This is a genomic window from Streptosporangium heterodermiicola (assembly GCF_051390675.1).
Lineage (GTDB): Bacteria > Actinomycetota > Actinomycetes > Streptosporangiales > Streptosporangiaceae > Streptosporangium.
This window is the reverse complement of record NZ_JBPJSR010000005.1, coordinates 353,802-367,346: the sequence shown is the minus strand read 5'-3', so window position 1 is coordinate 367,346 and position 13,545 is coordinate 353,802. Positions and strand designations below refer to the sequence as shown.

General features: G+C 70.6%; 14 protein-coding genes and 1 tRNA gene. 8 read left to right on the top strand and 7 right to left on the bottom strand.

Annotated elements, in window-relative coordinates; genetic code table 11:
- Positions 1-367 precede the first annotated feature (367 nt).
- Positions 368-441: transfer RNA gene (locus tag ACSC1Q_RS14020), tRNA-Arg, on the top strand.
- A 438-nt stretch (positions 442-879) separates the two neighbouring features.
- Entirely contained in the window at positions 880-1,266 is a 387-nt protein-coding gene (locus ACSC1Q_RS14015) for a hypothetical protein (RefSeq protein WP_436759125.1), read from the top strand.
- A 188-nt stretch (positions 1,267-1,454) separates the two neighbouring features.
- Here the strand turns inward: ACSC1Q_RS14015 and ACSC1Q_RS14010 are convergent, their stop codons facing one another.
- From ACSC1Q_RS14010 to ACSC1Q_RS14000, 3 genes are all read right to left on the bottom strand, one after another.
- The gene (locus ACSC1Q_RS14010; RefSeq protein ID WP_436759124.1) at positions 1,455-2,204 is read right to left on the bottom strand and encodes an ankyrin repeat domain-containing protein; all 750 of its coding nucleotides are present in this window, start codon (positions 2,202-2,204) and stop codon (positions 1,455-1,457) included.
- 71 nt (positions 2,205-2,275) lie between these two features.
- Positions 2,276-2,893: a hypothetical protein gene (locus ACSC1Q_RS14005; protein ID WP_436759123.1), complete on the bottom strand. Its 618-nt coding sequence runs from the start codon at positions 2,891-2,893 to the stop codon at positions 2,276-2,278.
- Positions 2,894-2,895: 2 nt separating this feature from the next.
- Complete coding sequence (locus ACSC1Q_RS14000) at positions 2,896-3,471, bottom strand: RNA polymerase sigma factor (protein WP_436759122.1); 576 nt, start codon at positions 3,469-3,471, stop codon at positions 2,896-2,898.
- Positions 3,472-3,601: 130 nt separating this feature from the next.
- On the opposite strand from ACSC1Q_RS14000, the gene ACSC1Q_RS13995 reads away from it, so the two are divergent.
- From ACSC1Q_RS13995 to ACSC1Q_RS13985, 3 genes are all read left to right on the top strand, one after another.
- Positions 3,602-4,564, top strand: coding sequence for an NAD(P)H-dependent flavin oxidoreductase (locus ACSC1Q_RS13995; RefSeq protein ID WP_436759121.1), 963 nt, complete (start codon positions 3,602-3,604; stop codon positions 4,562-4,564).
- A gap of 195 nt (positions 4,565-4,759) precedes the next feature.
- Positions 4,760-5,380 (top strand): histidine phosphatase family protein, encoded by a 621-nt coding sequence (locus ACSC1Q_RS13990; protein ID WP_436759120.1) that lies wholly within the window; start codon positions 4,760-4,762, stop codon positions 5,378-5,380.
- 189 nt (positions 5,381-5,569) lie between these two features.
- Positions 5,570-5,902, top strand: coding sequence for an SCO4225 family membrane protein (locus ACSC1Q_RS13985; RefSeq protein ID WP_436759119.1), 333 nt, complete (start codon positions 5,570-5,572; stop codon positions 5,900-5,902).
- Positions 5,903-6,001: 99 nt separating this feature from the next.
- Here the strand turns inward: ACSC1Q_RS13985 and ACSC1Q_RS13980 are convergent, their stop codons facing one another.
- Positions 6,002-6,220, bottom strand: a complete 219-nt coding sequence (locus ACSC1Q_RS13980; RefSeq protein WP_436759118.1) for a hypothetical protein — start codon at positions 6,218-6,220, stop codon at positions 6,002-6,004.
- 322 nt (positions 6,221-6,542) lie between these two features.
- Here ACSC1Q_RS13980 and ACSC1Q_RS13975 point away from each other — a divergent pair, with 322 nt between their 5' ends.
- The gene (locus ACSC1Q_RS13975; RefSeq protein ID WP_436759117.1) at positions 6,543-7,646 is read left to right on the top strand and encodes a YihY/virulence factor BrkB family protein; all 1,104 of its coding nucleotides are present in this window, start codon (positions 6,543-6,545) and stop codon (positions 7,644-7,646) included.
- A gap of 227 nt (positions 7,647-7,873) precedes the next feature.
- On the opposite strand, the gene ACSC1Q_RS13970 is transcribed toward ACSC1Q_RS13975, so the two are convergent.
- Together ACSC1Q_RS13970 and ACSC1Q_RS13965 are read right to left on the bottom strand one after the other, a co-directional pair.
- Complete coding sequence (locus ACSC1Q_RS13970; RefSeq protein WP_436759116.1) at positions 7,874-10,114, bottom strand: family 2 encapsulin nanocompartment cargo protein terpene cyclase; 2,241 nt, start codon at positions 10,112-10,114, stop codon at positions 7,874-7,876.
- A gap of 519 nt (positions 10,115-10,633) precedes the next feature.
- Positions 10,634-10,846, bottom strand: coding sequence for a hypothetical protein (locus tag ACSC1Q_RS13965; RefSeq protein WP_436759115.1), 213 nt, complete (start codon positions 10,844-10,846; stop codon positions 10,634-10,636).
- A 217-nt stretch (positions 10,847-11,063) separates the two neighbouring features.
- Between ACSC1Q_RS13965 and ACSC1Q_RS13960 the strand changes: the two genes are divergently transcribed.
- Entirely contained in the window at positions 11,064-12,044 is a 981-nt protein-coding gene (locus ACSC1Q_RS13960; protein ID WP_436759114.1) for a hypothetical protein, read from the top strand.
- Entirely contained in the window at positions 12,031-13,215 is a 1,185-nt protein-coding gene (locus ACSC1Q_RS13955; protein WP_436759113.1) for a helix-turn-helix domain-containing protein, read from the top strand. The genes ACSC1Q_RS13960 and ACSC1Q_RS13955 overlap by 14 nt, the downstream gene beginning before the upstream one ends.
- Positions 13,216-13,227: 12 nt before the next feature.
- Here the strand turns inward: ACSC1Q_RS13955 and ACSC1Q_RS13950 are convergent, their stop codons facing one another.
- The gene (locus ACSC1Q_RS13950) at positions 13,228-13,452 is read right to left on the bottom strand and encodes a hypothetical protein (RefSeq protein ID WP_344745099.1); all 225 of its coding nucleotides are present in this window, start codon (positions 13,450-13,452) and stop codon (positions 13,228-13,230) included.
- Positions 13,453-13,545: the final 93 nt, after the last annotated feature.

The following is a 13,545-nucleotide window of genomic DNA, read 5'->3' as shown; positions in this document are numbered from 1 at the left end:
GAGCCTAGACCGCCTCGTCTAGTCAGGAGAACGATTCGGGCACACCGCCCTCACCAGACGAGCCACCCGGAGGCCTTCCCTGCCTATCGAACATCCGGCCCGCACCCTCCCCGAAGGCCGTACCCCCGAACTTCCGAACACCCGGCCCCCGCCCCCGCCGCGCCCGGCGGAAGAACGACCAGGTCAGCCCGCCATAAGCCGCTTCCGCCGCCCCGGCTCCCCCTTTCGAACGGCCGTCACCCGCCTGAGCCGGGGCGGGAGGGCGGCCACTCCCCCCGCAGAGAGGGGGATCCACAGAGTGATCCTCACGACACCAGCCCAAAACCGATACGTGGGCACTCCCCGGATCATGCACAATTGAGCGGGAGCACCCTTAGCTCAGCTGGATAGAGCATCGGACTTCTAATCCGACGGTCGCAGGTTCGAATCCTGCAGGGTGCGCGTCTCTTGAACAGGGCGTTCCTTGATCATCGAGGAGCGCCTTGGTCATTTTGCAGCAGCAGGCCGTTCATGACACCGACTTCTTCCTCCTCCGCTGCTTCGTGGATCCGGGCACCCATCACGTAGCGGAACCGTCCCGACTTCCAGGATTACCTCGTCTTCGCGGTCCCGGCTGCCGACGACGACACCGAGTGGCAGCGGATCCTCACCGAGGCCTTCCCGTCCTGGACCATCCGGCACAGTCCCGCCGGCTACTGGATGAGATACCGAGGAACGTCTACCGGCTGGCATACGCGCGAGGACGACCTTGATCCTCCGTCCCCGAGATGTTGCCCTCGGGGTGGGACGAGGCGGACGGGAAGCAGGTCACCGTGATGGCCTCCTGGGCCAAGCCCGTCGGTGTGGAGTCAATCAGCTGGCTCAGGGCAGGATGTCCTTGTGACTACGGTCGTTCACCTCGAAACCACAGTCGACCTCGACGAACGGGCTGACAGCGACCCGCGCCGGGTGTCGGTGTCGGCGACGCTCTCGGCCGTCCTCGACGACGGTCGCCGGATCACACTGCTCGACGACCGGGGCTGGGGCGGCACCGGCCTGTGGGAGACGACGACGGCCGGCGAGATCGAGGACACCTCCCGGACCGTGGTCGGCCCGGACGAGCCGGCCGAAAATCAGACGTACGAGGAGGTGGCGGCCGCGCACTGGACGCACCTGGCCGCCGTTCTGGGAGGGCATGGTGTGGCAGCGGATCCGGACGCGCTGCGGACGCTCCCGCACACCGTCGTACTCAGCGACCGCCTGCGCGGCCGGGCCGGAACAGCCTGACCGGCCGAGCGTTCCGCTTGAGCGCGATCTCCAGGCGGGCTCCCCGGCTCCGTTCCAGGTCCGTTCCAGGTCCGTTCGAGGTGATGGAACGCCGGAAGTCACGGTCCGCGAACGTGGGATCGGTCCGGTGCGTCACGTCGTCGATTCCCGCTCCTGGGAGCGCCGTGAGCGGCCGGCGTAGCCGGCGTTCAGATCTCCATGAGGCGGACGATCTCGGCGTGGCCGGTGCCGAGCCGTGACTCCGAGCGAAGCTCGCCCGTGTCGTCGCGCACTTCGGCCACGATCCGCACGTCGCCTCCTTCGGACCCCTCGCGGCGGACGGTGATCCGCGCTCCCCGCGGGGCGTGTTCCGTGGCCCGCGCGAGCACCTCCGCCTCGATGTCGCGACCGGCGTAGCGCCGGGCGAGATCGAGAGGGCGCCGGCCCCGGCCGTCGGCCGACGCGGGGTTCGCCCCGTGGTCGAGCAGGGTCCTGACCACGGCCGCCGCGCCGCGCTCGGCGGCGTGGGACAGGGCGGTGCGCCCGGCGGAATCATCGAGGTCGGGGACGGCGCCCCGGTCGAGCAGCGTTCTCACGATGGCCAGGTGCTCGTTCGACGCCGCCCAGTGCAGGGCCGTCATCGCGGTCCTTTCGACGTCCTCTCGCCGGTCGGGATGGGCGCCGGCGTCGAGCAGCGCGGCAACCACCTCGACGTGCCCCCAGCACGCGGCGGCGCACAGGGGCAGCCCTTCGCCCTCGCCCCCGCTCTCCCGATCGGGATCGGCTCCGGCCGCCAGCACCATCCGCACGATGCCCGCGTCCCCCCGCACGGCGGCCCGATAGAGGGCCGTGCCGCCGTCCTCGCTGGGCTCGTCCGGGGGCACAGCACCTTCCAGCAGCCTCCTGACCTCCTCGGCCCTCCCGATCGTCGCCGCCGACACCAGGTCGTCTCCCGTCATGCGGCCCAGTCTGTACGGCGACGATCTGGTGATCTACCGGTTTTCGCCGGGAAGGCCGGTTCCGGAGGTCCTCAGCCGGTGTCCTCGACAGGCGTGCACGGCCGCACCGGGGTGTTCGCCTGGGCCAGCCACGTGCCGAGCCGCCAGGGCGCCTGCGCGTTCGCGTTGTCGCGGAACTCCATCACGAGCGTCTCGCCCGGCTTGATGTGCTCCGGGGAGATCCGGATCGTCCGTATGGAGGTCACCGTGGCGGCCTTGGGCGAACGCGATTCGTTCACGGCCGTACGCAGTTCCTCCGGTCCGGCGGCGGGCGGACCGTCGTAGGTCGAATCCACAGCGGCGAACCGGGGGGCCGCGCACCGCGTGCCCGTGGCCAGGAACGTCACGTCCGCCCTGACGCCGGCCGCGCCCAGCTTGGCCTGCAGCCCCTCGGGGTCGCGTAGCTCGTTGACGGTCACCGTGAGCGTGCCGTCCGGGCTCATGGCCAGCGCGTAGGCGGGGGTGTCGTTTCCGATGATCAGCGTTGTGCCGACGGCCGCCGCCGCGACACCGGCCGCGACCAGCAGCCGGGGGGCGGTGGCGAGGCGCCGCCGGGGGCGCATCCCGGCGAGGAGCCGTCGCCGCGCTCCGGCGAGTTCCCCGGGAGTGGCCGGTGGGATGGTCGCCCACATGGATTTCAGTGTGTCCATCGTCATTCTCCTCGTTGTTCTTCCTGGTTCAGGACTTGACGGATCTGGAGACGGGCCCGGTTGAGTCGCGAGGCCACGGTTCCGGGTGGGATGGCGAGCGCGTCGGCGACCTCCTGGTAGCTCAGTTCGGCCCAGGCGACGAGCAGCAGTACGTCGCGATCGGCCCGTTTGAGCCCCAGCAGGGCCCGTGCCAGCGGCCGGTTGACGGCCAGGGTGTTGATTCCGTCCTCCACCTGGAGACCGGGTATCTCCGCCGGATGTACGCCGCTGCGGATGTACGCGCGATAGAGGTTCGTCTCGGTGCGCCGGCGCTTGCCGATCACGTTGGAGGCGATGCCGTACAGCCACGGGCGGGCGTCGGAGCGGCCCCGGTCGTAAACGCCCCGGCGCTGGAAGGCGGCCAGAAAGGTGTCGGCCACGACGTCCTCCGCCTCGCCGGGTCCCAGTCGCCTGGTCACGTAGCGGTGCAGGAGTGGCGCGTGCCGGTCGAACAGGACGGCGAAGGCCTCGGGCTCGTTCAGCGACCTCTCGATGATGGTCGCGTCATCGACCTCGATGGCTTCGCGGGGGATTGTCATACATGCTGGCCTTTCCTGGCGTATGAGGTCACCTGTACTTACCGCGCCGGGCCGAAATCCTTCATCGGACGATCGCCACCGACGGGCCGCGAAAAGTCCCTGAAGATCGGCGAAGAGGATGATGGCGGTCATGACGTTGTCGACGGCGTTCACGGAGTTGTTCGGTGTTCAGCACCCGATCGCACTGGCACCGATGGGCGGATCGGCCGGTGGCGCGCTGGCGGCGGCCGTCTCTCGCGGCGGAGGGCTCGGGTTGCTGGGCTCGGGGGACGGGGACCGCGACTGGCTGGCCCGCGAGTTGCCGCTCCTCGCGGAAGGTACGGACAAGCCGTGGGGAATCGGTTTCCTGACCTGGGCGATAGACGTCGGCGCGGTCGAGCGCGCGCTGGAGCACGACCCCGCGGCGGTGATGCTGTCCTTCGGTGACCCGAGCCCGTTCGCCGGCCGCGTCCGCGAGGCGGGTGCGGCGCTGATCGTCCAGGTCACCGACCTGGACGAGGCGAGGCGTGCGGTGGACCTGGGCGCCGATGTCATCGTGGCGCAGGGCACGGAGAGCGGTGGGCACGGGGCGCGGCACGGGCGGTCGACCCTGCCGTTCGTGCCCGTGGTGGTGGACCTGGCGGCACCGGTGCCGGTACTGGCGGCCGGTGGGATCGCCGATGGCCGCGGCGTGGCCGCGGCCCTGGCCCTCGGCGCCGCCGGGGCGCTCATCGGCACCCGTTTCCAGGTCACGACCGAGGCTCTCGCCGATCCCTCGATCATCAAGACGATCATCGAGGGAGTCGGGGAGGACACCGAGCGCAGCAGCGTGCTGGATATCGTCCGAGGCTCCCGGTGGCCGTCGAGATACACCGCCCGCACTCTCGGCCACCCCTACCTCGACCGGTGGCGGGGCCGGGAAGCCGAACTCGCCGCCGACCCCCAGGCCAGGCAGGCCTATCTCGACGCCGTGGCAGGAGGCGACGTGCCCCCGCTGCCGGTATGGGCCGGCGAGGCCGTCGACCTCGTCAACGACCTGCCGTCCGCGGCCGATCTCGTCCCCGCCCTGGCCGCGCAGGCCGAGGACGCGCTGGCCCGAGCGGGAAGACGTTGAGGGGGAAACATCGAGGAGCCGGTCCGCACCCTCCTCGCCGAGGTCCCCGGAGGCGAGTGAGCTTCGAGACACCGGCCATCGCCTCGGAAGGTGGCACGCGGGCCGAGGGCCCGCGACCTCCCAGGTGCTTCGCATGAGACACCGGCCACCGCCGCGCCCGCGTCGATAAGGTGACCCGGACCCGGAAGGAGCACCTTGTCGCACTCTCCCCGTTATCTGTACATCACCCGGCACGGCGAGGCCTCACCGGACGAGACCGGGCTGACGGAGAACGGCCGTCGTCAGGCCGTGCTGCTCGGCAGGCGGCTCCGGAGCGTCCCCATCTCGGCGATCCACCACGGCCCGCTGCCCCGCGCCGCGCAGACCGCGAGCCTCATCGGCGAGCAGCTGGACGGCGTCCCCGTGCGCGTCTCGGAACTCGCCGGAGACTACATCCCGTACGTACCGGAAAGGGAGGAGCTGCCGCCGGAGTCCGCCGACTACCTGCTCCGTTTCCTCGACCTGTTCCCGGCGGAGGAGCGCGAGCGCGGCGCGGCGCTGGCCCGTGAGGCCCTGGAACGGCTGACGGGTCCGGTGGAGGGCGAGGAGGCCCGTCACGAGCTGGTCGTCACCCACAATTTCCTGGTCGGCTGGCTCGTCCGGGCCGCGCAGGACGCCCCGCGGTGGCGCTGGCTGGGGCTCAACCACTGCAACGCGGCCCTGACGGTGATCCGGTACGCGCCCGGCCACCTCTCCAGCCTCCTCTGCTACAACGACATGGGCCACCTGCCCGCCGAACTGCGCTGGACCGGCTTCCCGTCCGAACCGCGCGCGTAAGTCTCCCCCGCCGAACCACACGTGAGTCTCCCCGCCGAGCCGCGCTCCCGAACGGAACCGCGACGGGCCGCGACGGGCCGCAACGGGCCGCGGTCGGAACGACTGGACCGGTTTCTGAGTACTCGTACCGGGACGGATCAGGTATTCGTACGGAGGCCTCACCGGCGGTCCGAGGGGCAGGATTGGGGCATGAGACCAGTTCGCGACGCGGTCCGGTTCGCCTCCCGGTACAAGCGGGGCACCCTCGCCCTCGTCCTCAGCGGCGGCTACATGCTGCTCGTCATCGGTGCGCACGTCTTCGCCGAGGTCGGCATGCGCCAGAGCGACCAGGGCCTGTCGGCGGTCACGCTGATCCTGGTGACCCTGCCGCTCTCGTGGCTGGTGATGATGATCCCCCCGGAGACGATTCCCGTCAGCGCGCATCTGCTGCTGCTCACCGCCGCCGGGTTCGTCCAGGCGTCGATCCTGTGGTGGCTCCTGCGCGGGCCGAGGGTGGACGTGCCTCCGGCGCGGGAGCGGTGACCGCCCGCCGGCCCGGAGGATTCCGGGTCGGCGCCGGCGGACGGCCACCACCGGGCCCGCGGGCGGGGGCACGCCCGCGGACGAATGGGTCAGATCAGGTCAGGGGTAGCTGACGACACTGCTCGTCCCGTACGAACCGACGACGGGGGTGCCCATGTCGTCGATCGTCGGCTCGATGCCGCCGCTGCCGCCGAGGAAGACCGTCACCGTGTTGCGGAACTTGGCCCCTGGCGTCTTCGTGACCTCGATGCCGCCATCGAGGTGGCCATCGCGAGGAGACGGACCAAGGAGATGCCTCCGCGCGTACATCCTGGTCACGGGCTGTTCTCATCGACCTGCCTGTCGAGAACGGGCGGCGTGACGTCACCGGGATGCGAGAGAGCGCTCTCTCGTCACCGCCACGCTTACGTCAAGCCTTAAACGAAGTGGTGTCGTATTTCTATACGGTTAATCGCGTCTCGCGCTACGGCAGAACGACACCTTTGTCGGCTCGTTGTGGATCGGGCCGGAGCCGGGGCTCGCCCACCCTCCGGGAACAACACCGCCCCCGGACGGCGGCGAGCCGTTCCGCTCCGGATTTCACCAAGGTCGGCCGGTCCATGAGCGGTGAAACGACCGCTTGAGGGTAGAGTGCGCGGTCATGAAGGCCACCCCCGAGGCGAGCCACTGGACCAGCGGGTTCGTCAGGGCATGGGCCGCGGCGCGGGATCGGTGCGGCTGGTTCGACCATCTTGTCCGGGCCGCCGTCCACTACGACCGCACCGACGCGGGCCGCCTGTCCGCGGGGATGACCTACTACGCGTTCTACGCCACCTTCGCGCTCGCCCTGCTGGCCTTCGTGATCATGGGACACGTGCTGGACACGCCCGCCGCGCTCGGTCAGGTGGAGAGCTATCTGAGCGACACGTTCCCGCGCCTGGACGTGCAGGCGCTGCGCGACGCACGGGACACGGCCGGGGTGATCGCCTCGTTCGGCCTTCCATTGACCGGCCTGTTCTGGATCGACTCGATGCGCTCCTCCATGCGGGCGGTCTGGGGCCTGGAGCAGTATCCGGGCAACTTCTTCCTCCGGTGGCTGATCGACCTGGCCGTGCTGGTCACGCTCGGGCTGCTGTTGTCGGTCTCGCTGACCCTGTCCTTCGGCGCCCAGACCGCGCTGACCTGGCTGGCCGGGCAGACGATCGGGGCCGACGCGCTACCGGCGCAGTGGGCGCTGTCCGCGGTCGCCTTCATACTCGGCATCTGCGTGAACATCCTGCTGTCTACGGCGTTGCTGACGCTGGCCCCCCGGCTGCGCCTGTCGCCGCGCCGGGTCATCGGACCGGCCCTGGTCATCACCATCGGGCTGGAACTGCTGAAGACGATCGGACAGGTCTATCTCAACTTCAGCTCGGCGAGTCCGGCGTACCAGGTCGTCGCGGGCGCGGTGGGCATGCTGCTGTTCCTGAAGCTGGTGAACGTGCTCATCCTGTTCGCCGCCTCGCACGCCGCGACCAGCCGCTACGGCACGGTCATCGACCTGACCACGCGGCGGCCCGTCGGCGAGCCGCGCACGGAGGTCGTCACCGCACCGGCGATCCCCGAGATCAGGGCGGAGCCGCCGGTGCGGGAGGAACCGGAGCCGGAGCCGGAGCCGGAAGCAGAGCCAGAAGTGGAGCCGGAAGTGGAGGCGGAACCGCGGGCGCAGGCATCGCCGCGAGCCGGGCCGCGCAGGTACGACTTCAGATCGCGGCGGGTGCGCTGACCTACCTCTCCGGCGGGCAGGCGTGATCTTCCGAAGAACCGGCGAGCCCTTCCGGAAAACCAGCGAGTCCTTCTGGAAAACCAGCGAGTCCTTCCGGAGAGTCGCCGAATTCTTCTGGAGAACCGGCGAGCCCTTCCGGAGAAGCCGGCGAGCCGCCACAACCGCTCGTCGCCGGGCGACCGCGCCGGCCCCACCCACGCCCATGAAGACCCCGGCCCCCTGCCGCGTCAGGGGAGCGGAGCCGGCACCGCCCGCAGCCGCGATCCGACGCGTGCGGCCGCGGTGCCGAGACCGGCGGGGCCGCCGACCGGGCGGACCGTCGCGGGCGGGTGGTGCAGCTCGGACTCGTCGTAGCGACGCGTCCTCATGTGCCACAGCAGCACGCCCGCCATCCAGTCCTGCAGCTCCGTCACGTATCCGCCGAGCGTCTCCCTCGTCTCCCCATCGAGGTCGAAGTCGTCGAGGAGCGCCGGGAGCTCGATGGCGACGATGTGCTCGAACTGCCGCATCCGGGACGTCATCAGGTCGTTGACGATGTCGGCCGCCTGCCTCGCGTCGCAGTCGAGGAAGTTCTGGACCACCAGGACGCAGTTGTGCAGCTCGCCCTCGAACTGGATCTCCTTCTGGTACGAGCAGAGGTCGTTGACCAGGCAGGCGTAGTCGGCGGCCGAGTCGTCCAGGCCGCGCATCGTCCGGGTGCCGTAGATCTCGGGCGGCACCGCCTGGCCGTGGGCGAGCCGCGAAAGGCTCATCGTGAGGTCGGAGCCGAACGTCTTGCGGCGCATCTCGATGTAGTCGACCGGGTCGGGGACCCGGTTCTGGATGTGGTTGGCCAGCTCCCACAGCCAGCTCTCCGTCATGTCCTCGACGGCCCGGCGGAACCCGGCGCGCGCGGCCTCCGACATGGGGGCCGCCGTACGGGACCACAGGTCGGCCAGGCCCCGCTCGATCGGGTTGACCGGCGGCGGGGTGGCGGAGAGGTCGAGCGGCATGAACGCCGACAACCGCTCGTTGAACACCTTCGCCCCGGCCATGTCGCGGCGGGGCCCGAACACGACCGGGAAGTAGTCGTCGGCGTAGGTCCCCCAGGTGAGCCAGAACGTCGAGATGTCCAGCTCGGGGCCGGGGGCGTCCGGATTGATGGCCCCGGCGCAGACGGCGAAGTCGTAGGTGCCGAGCTTGTGCTCGGTCCAGACGGCCAGGCCGGGGAGACCCGGGAGTTGCTCGAACATCCCCATCTCGCGCGCCCACACCACGGCGTTGCGGCGGGAGGCGTCGAGGTGGGGATTCATCCTGGCGGTGTACGGCATGTAGATCTCGGGCAGCGGCAGCGGTCCCACCCGTCGCGGGGGGACGTGGGTGTGGCTTCTGGGACCTCCCGGGCCCGTGATGCCGGGCGCCAGCCTGACGCGCGCCGCCGAGACGCCCAGACCGGTGGGCCCGCCGAGGAGGGCCGGAGCCGCCGGGGCCGCCCGCGTGGCCCCGTTCATGTAGCGGCTGGAGCGCGTGTGCCACTCGTGGCCGCCCGACTGCCAGTCCTGGAGCCCCTTGACGTACGCGAGGACGTCGAGACGGGACCGCAGGTCCAGGCCGTGCTCCTCGAAGAGCGGGGGCAGCTCGGTGACGACGGTGTTCTCGAACTGGTGCAGCCGGGAGGTGATCAGGTCGTTGACGGCGTCGGCCGCCCGCTGGGTGTCGTAGCCCAGGAAACGCTCGAAGACCAGCACGCCGTTGCTGAGCTCACCCTCGTCGCCGACCTCCCGCTCGTAGGAGAAGAGGTCGTTGCGCAGGTGCACCGCGTCGGAGAAGGTGTCTCTCAGCACGCGCATCGGCCTGCTCGCGGCGACGGCGGCCGGCACCTCGGCGCCCGCCGCGTGCTCGACCAGGTTGGCCGACCAGGGGGCGCCGCCGACCTTGCGCCGCATCTCGACGTACTCGATCGGGTTGGCGACGCGTCCCTCGTTGATGTTGGCCAGCTCCCACAGGGACTCGTCGAGGAGGTTCTTCGTGCTCTCGACGAACCTGGCCCGCCAGTCGGCGGACATCGCCGGGATCGTACGGGCCCACAGGTCGGCGAGGCCGCGCTCCACCGGGTTCTCCGGCTCGGGGGGCGGGCCCGTGGGACGCACCGGCATGAAGGCCGCCAGCCTGTCGAGATACTGCTTGGCCCCGGTCAGGTCGCCGCCGCGCTTGAAGGTCTCCAGGAAGTGGTCGTCGAAGAAGAACACCCACACGTACCAGTCGGTGATGAGGTCGAGCTCGGCGGCGGGGGCGTCGGGGTGGGTGTAGGCGCACAGCAGGCCGTAGTCCATGGCGTCGAGCTTGTGCTCGTCCCAGACGCCGAGGTCGGGATCGAGGATGCCCATGTCGTACGCCCAGGCCCTGGTGTGCTCGCGGGCGGTCTCCACGTGGGGGTTCAGCCTGGCCGGATACGGCAGGTAGAAGTCAGGGAGCTCGAAGGGTTGCATGTTCTGTCCTTCCATATCTGACTTCGACGCTTTCTGGAACGCCCTGGGCATCGGACGCCGGGACCGCGACGGAGTAGCGGGGGGCGGATCGGCGAGACGGCCTGCCCTCCGGCAGTCACGCCAGCCAGAACGTTACGCAATGGCCACGGAGAGTGAAAGGGATTGCCACGAATCCCCATGGCGCACTCCGGCCCCGCGCGAGGCCGGGGTCCGGGGACGGCTCCGGTCCCGGCGCGGAGCGGGGACGGGATCCGGGTTCCGGTACGGGTGCGGGTTCCGGTACGGGACCGGGATCAGGTCCGGGTCAAGGACCGGGACCGGGACCGGGACCGGGACCGGGACCGGGACCGGGACCGGGACCGGGACCGGGACCGGAGCCAGGGGCGCCGGTCCCGGACGCGAGAGGACACTCACCCGTCCGACGTCGAAGAATCGAAGACCGGCCAGGAGGGCGAGGAGAACGAGGAGAGCCGGGGCCGGTGAGGCCTCGGTCAGGACAGGTGGGGCACCGGCCGACGTTCAGGCCAGGGCGGGGCGTCGCGCTCCGGCCGCGAGGTCACGGAGCATGTCGGCGAACGCGAGCGCCTGCTCCGGTGTCATGCGGGGCTCGGTGCCGACGTAGAAGACCACGATGTCGCCGCTCGGGGACGTCGTGGCGGTGAACGGAAGGGACGGGGAGATGACCATGATGGGACCAATCATCGCCTGTCCCACCGACAGTTCACAGTTCATTTACCCCTGGCTCTCCGCCCTCCACCCCTACCCCCTCGCCCCTGCCGATCGGGACCGGCCCCGACTCGCTCGACCGCACCCCGCCGGGAGTTCGTCGCCACCCGCGACACCAGAGACGCGCAACATCAACTAGAGCCTTCGCGGGAGTATGATGCGCGGAAATGAAGTGTCGGCGACGGTCGCCCGGCGCGGAGCGAAGTGTGAGCGGAGGTCGCCGATGGGCGCGGGGTCGTCGTTGCCGCACCGGGAGGAGCCGGGCCGGGCGAGGCCGGGCCAGAGGACGGACCGGACCTCGGACCGGACCTCGGACCGGACCTCGGACCGGACCTCGGATCGAGCGTCGGGCCGGGGGTCGGGCTGGGCGGGCGAGCGGTTCGGCGACCGCGCCGACGTCGTGCGGCGGCAGCTGGCCGCGTCGTTGCTGGAGGCGATGGGCAACGCGCAGGACGCGCAGAGTTCCGGGCACAGCGACAAGCGATACACCTACGGCTTCACGATGATGGCCAGGCGCTACGAGGCGATCGCCGAGGGGCTGCGCGACGAGCCGGGCTTCCAGCTGGTCAGGCCGCACGGCTCGCCGCACCACCTGGTCGTCCTGGGCGGCAACCTGCTGCTGCCCTTCCGCTACGCCGAGGACGACCGCACGCCGATCTCCGAGGCCCGCGTCAGTGACGGCCGGATCTCCTCGCTGGTACGCGAGCTGTTCGACCGGTTCGGCCCGGCGACCTCCTATCGCCAGGAAGAACTGGACCTGGCACTCGGGCAGGAGTCCGCGCTGTCCTCCCGGTCCACCCAGGAGGAGCTGGACCTGTCCGCCGGGGCGGACGGGCCCGCCACGGTGCGTCCCGCCCTCACCGGGCTGCCCGGCGACACCCGGCTGGTCCCGGTCGCCTACGCGGGCAACGCGCAGGCCGGTCTGCTGCGGCTCTACTGGGGCGAGGCGGAGCTCATCGACGAGTTCGGCAGGATCCGGTGGCTGCACCACGAGCCGATCCCGCTGCCCGCCACCTCCTCCGGTGCCGTCCGCGACCTGTGGGCGACCGAGCCCGGTGCAGCGTCACGCTTCGACGACGGTCTCGTACCCGCCCTCTCGTTGAGCACGAGGTCTCCGGCCGAGCGGAAGAATGGCAAGATCTTCCCCGTAAGCAGCGAGGCACCCGAGGAAACCGCGGTCACCGGCGACAATGAGCAACCGTAACCAGACCCCTCTGTTCGGCGCTCCCGGGGTCTCCGGGAGTGGCGGGCCGAGCCCGCAGGCCGTGGCCGACGCGTTCGACCAGGGGCGTCTGACCCAGGCGCGGCAGCTCGCGGGGATGACGAAGAAGGACCTCGCCGAACGAATCGGCGTCACTCCCGCGGCGGTGGGGCAGTACGAGACGGGCATGACCCGTCCCCGGCCCGAGCTCGTTCCCCGGCTGGCCGACGCGCTCGGCGTACCGGCGGCGTTCTTCCTGCTGGGCCGCCCGCACGGCAAGCTGGACGGGTCCATGGCGCATTTCAGGAGCCTGCGCTCCACCCGCGCGCACCAGCGGGCCAAGGCCGCGGCCTTCGTCGAGCAGGTGTGGGAGCTGGCCCACGCCCTGGAGAGACAGGTCAGGCTGCCGCACGTCGCCCTCCCCGGTTTCTCCGGCGGGGAGGTCCACTCCGGCGTGGAGCTGCCCGGCGATCCGGCGCAGGCCGCCCGTGCCCTGCGGCGGCTCTGGGGGCTGGGCACCGGCCCGCTGTCGCACGTCGTACGGCACATGGAGTCCCACGGGATCGTCGTGGTCTTCCCGCCGCCCGACGAGGACGCCACCACGGTGGACGCCTTCTCCACCTCCCAGCTGCCCCGTCCGATCGTGGTGCTGACCGCCAACCGGTTCGACGACATCCACCGCTACCGCTTCACCGCCGCCCACGAGCTGGGGCACCTGGTGCTGCACGGCGACACCGCGTCAGGGGACACCCAGCAGGAGCGGGAGGCCGACGTCTTCGCCGCCGAGTTCCTCACTCCGCGCGACAGCATCCTGCCGGAGCTGCCCGGCCGCCTCGACCTGCGCAGGCTGGTCGAGCTCAAGCACACCTGGGGCGTGTCGGTCGACTCGCTGCTGTACCGCTGCCGCGAGGTCGGGCTGATCTCCGATTCGGCGGCGAGCCGCGCCTACCAGCGGCTCAAGACGCTGCGCGACCAGCCGGGCTTCGCCGCCGAGCCGATCAGCGGCTATCCCGGCGAGCAGCCCGTGCTGCTGCGCAGGGCCTTCGACCTGGCCGTCTCCGAGACCGGCCTCACCATGGCGCAACTCGCCGCCCAGCTGGCCTGGCCCGTCTCCCGGGTCCGCGAGCTGCTCGACCTGCCCGACCAGCGCCCGGCGCTGCGCCTGGTTCCCTGACCTCCGCTCCGGTTACTCGCCCTCGACACGCTCCTTGATCCATTCCAGGCCGTCCTGCCAGGAGGCGAAGGCCTGCAGGTAGCGGCCGTCGCGGGCATGGAAGATGTGATAGCGGAAATCTCCGTTGCTGCCCGTACGAATCAGGTCGTAGAGATCGCCTTTGGAGCGATACCACACGCACTCGCCGTCAGCGGGACGCGAGGGCGATGCGTAGGCGAACTCACGTGTGATGGACATGGGACGGATGCTACGGACCGGCGAATCAGCAGGCAATGCCGTATCTATTTCATTCAGGGATAAAGTTCGCCCTCCCTGAGGGCCCGAGAGGAA

Bases quoted from the DNA above. Each gene is read 5' to 3' on its own strand.
- ACSC1Q_RS13995 (WP_436759121.1), top strand. From the start codon at position 3,602: ATGACGTTGTCGACGGCGTTCACGGAGTTGTTCGGTGTTCAGCACCCG.
- ACSC1Q_RS13950 (WP_344745099.1), bottom strand. From the start codon at position 13,452: ATGTCCATCACACGTGAGTTCGCCTACGCATCGCCCTCGCGTCCCGCT.
- ACSC1Q_RS14010 (WP_436759124.1), bottom strand. From the start codon at position 2,204: ATGACGGGAGACGACCTGGTGTCGGCGGCGACGATCGGGAGGGCCGAG.
- ACSC1Q_RS13975 (WP_436759117.1), top strand. From the start codon at position 6,543: ATGAAGGCCACCCCCGAGGCGAGCCACTGGACCAGCGGGTTCGTCAGG.
- ACSC1Q_RS13955 (WP_436759113.1), top strand. From the start codon at position 12,031: ATGAGCAACCGTAACCAGACCCCTCTGTTCGGCGCTCCCGGGGTCTCC.
- ACSC1Q_RS13970 (WP_436759116.1), bottom strand. From the start codon at position 10,114: ATGCAACCCTTCGAGCTCCCTGACTTCTACCTGCCGTATCCGGCCAGG.
- ACSC1Q_RS14005 (WP_436759123.1), bottom strand. From the start codon at position 2,893: ATGGACACACTGAAATCCATGTGGGCGACCATCCCACCGGCCACTCCC.
- ACSC1Q_RS13960 (WP_436759114.1), top strand. From the start codon at position 11,064: ATGGGCGCGGGGTCGTCGTTGCCGCACCGGGAGGAGCCGGGCCGGGCG.
- ACSC1Q_RS14000 (WP_436759122.1), bottom strand. From the start codon at position 3,471: ATGACAATCCCCCGCGAAGCCATCGAGGTCGATGACGCGACCATCATC.
- ACSC1Q_RS13965 (WP_436759115.1), bottom strand. From the start codon at position 10,846: ATGAACTGTGAACTGTCGGTGGGACAGGCGATGATTGGTCCCATCATG.
- ACSC1Q_RS13985 (WP_436759119.1), top strand. From the start codon at position 5,570: ATGAGACCAGTTCGCGACGCGGTCCGGTTCGCCTCCCGGTACAAGCGG.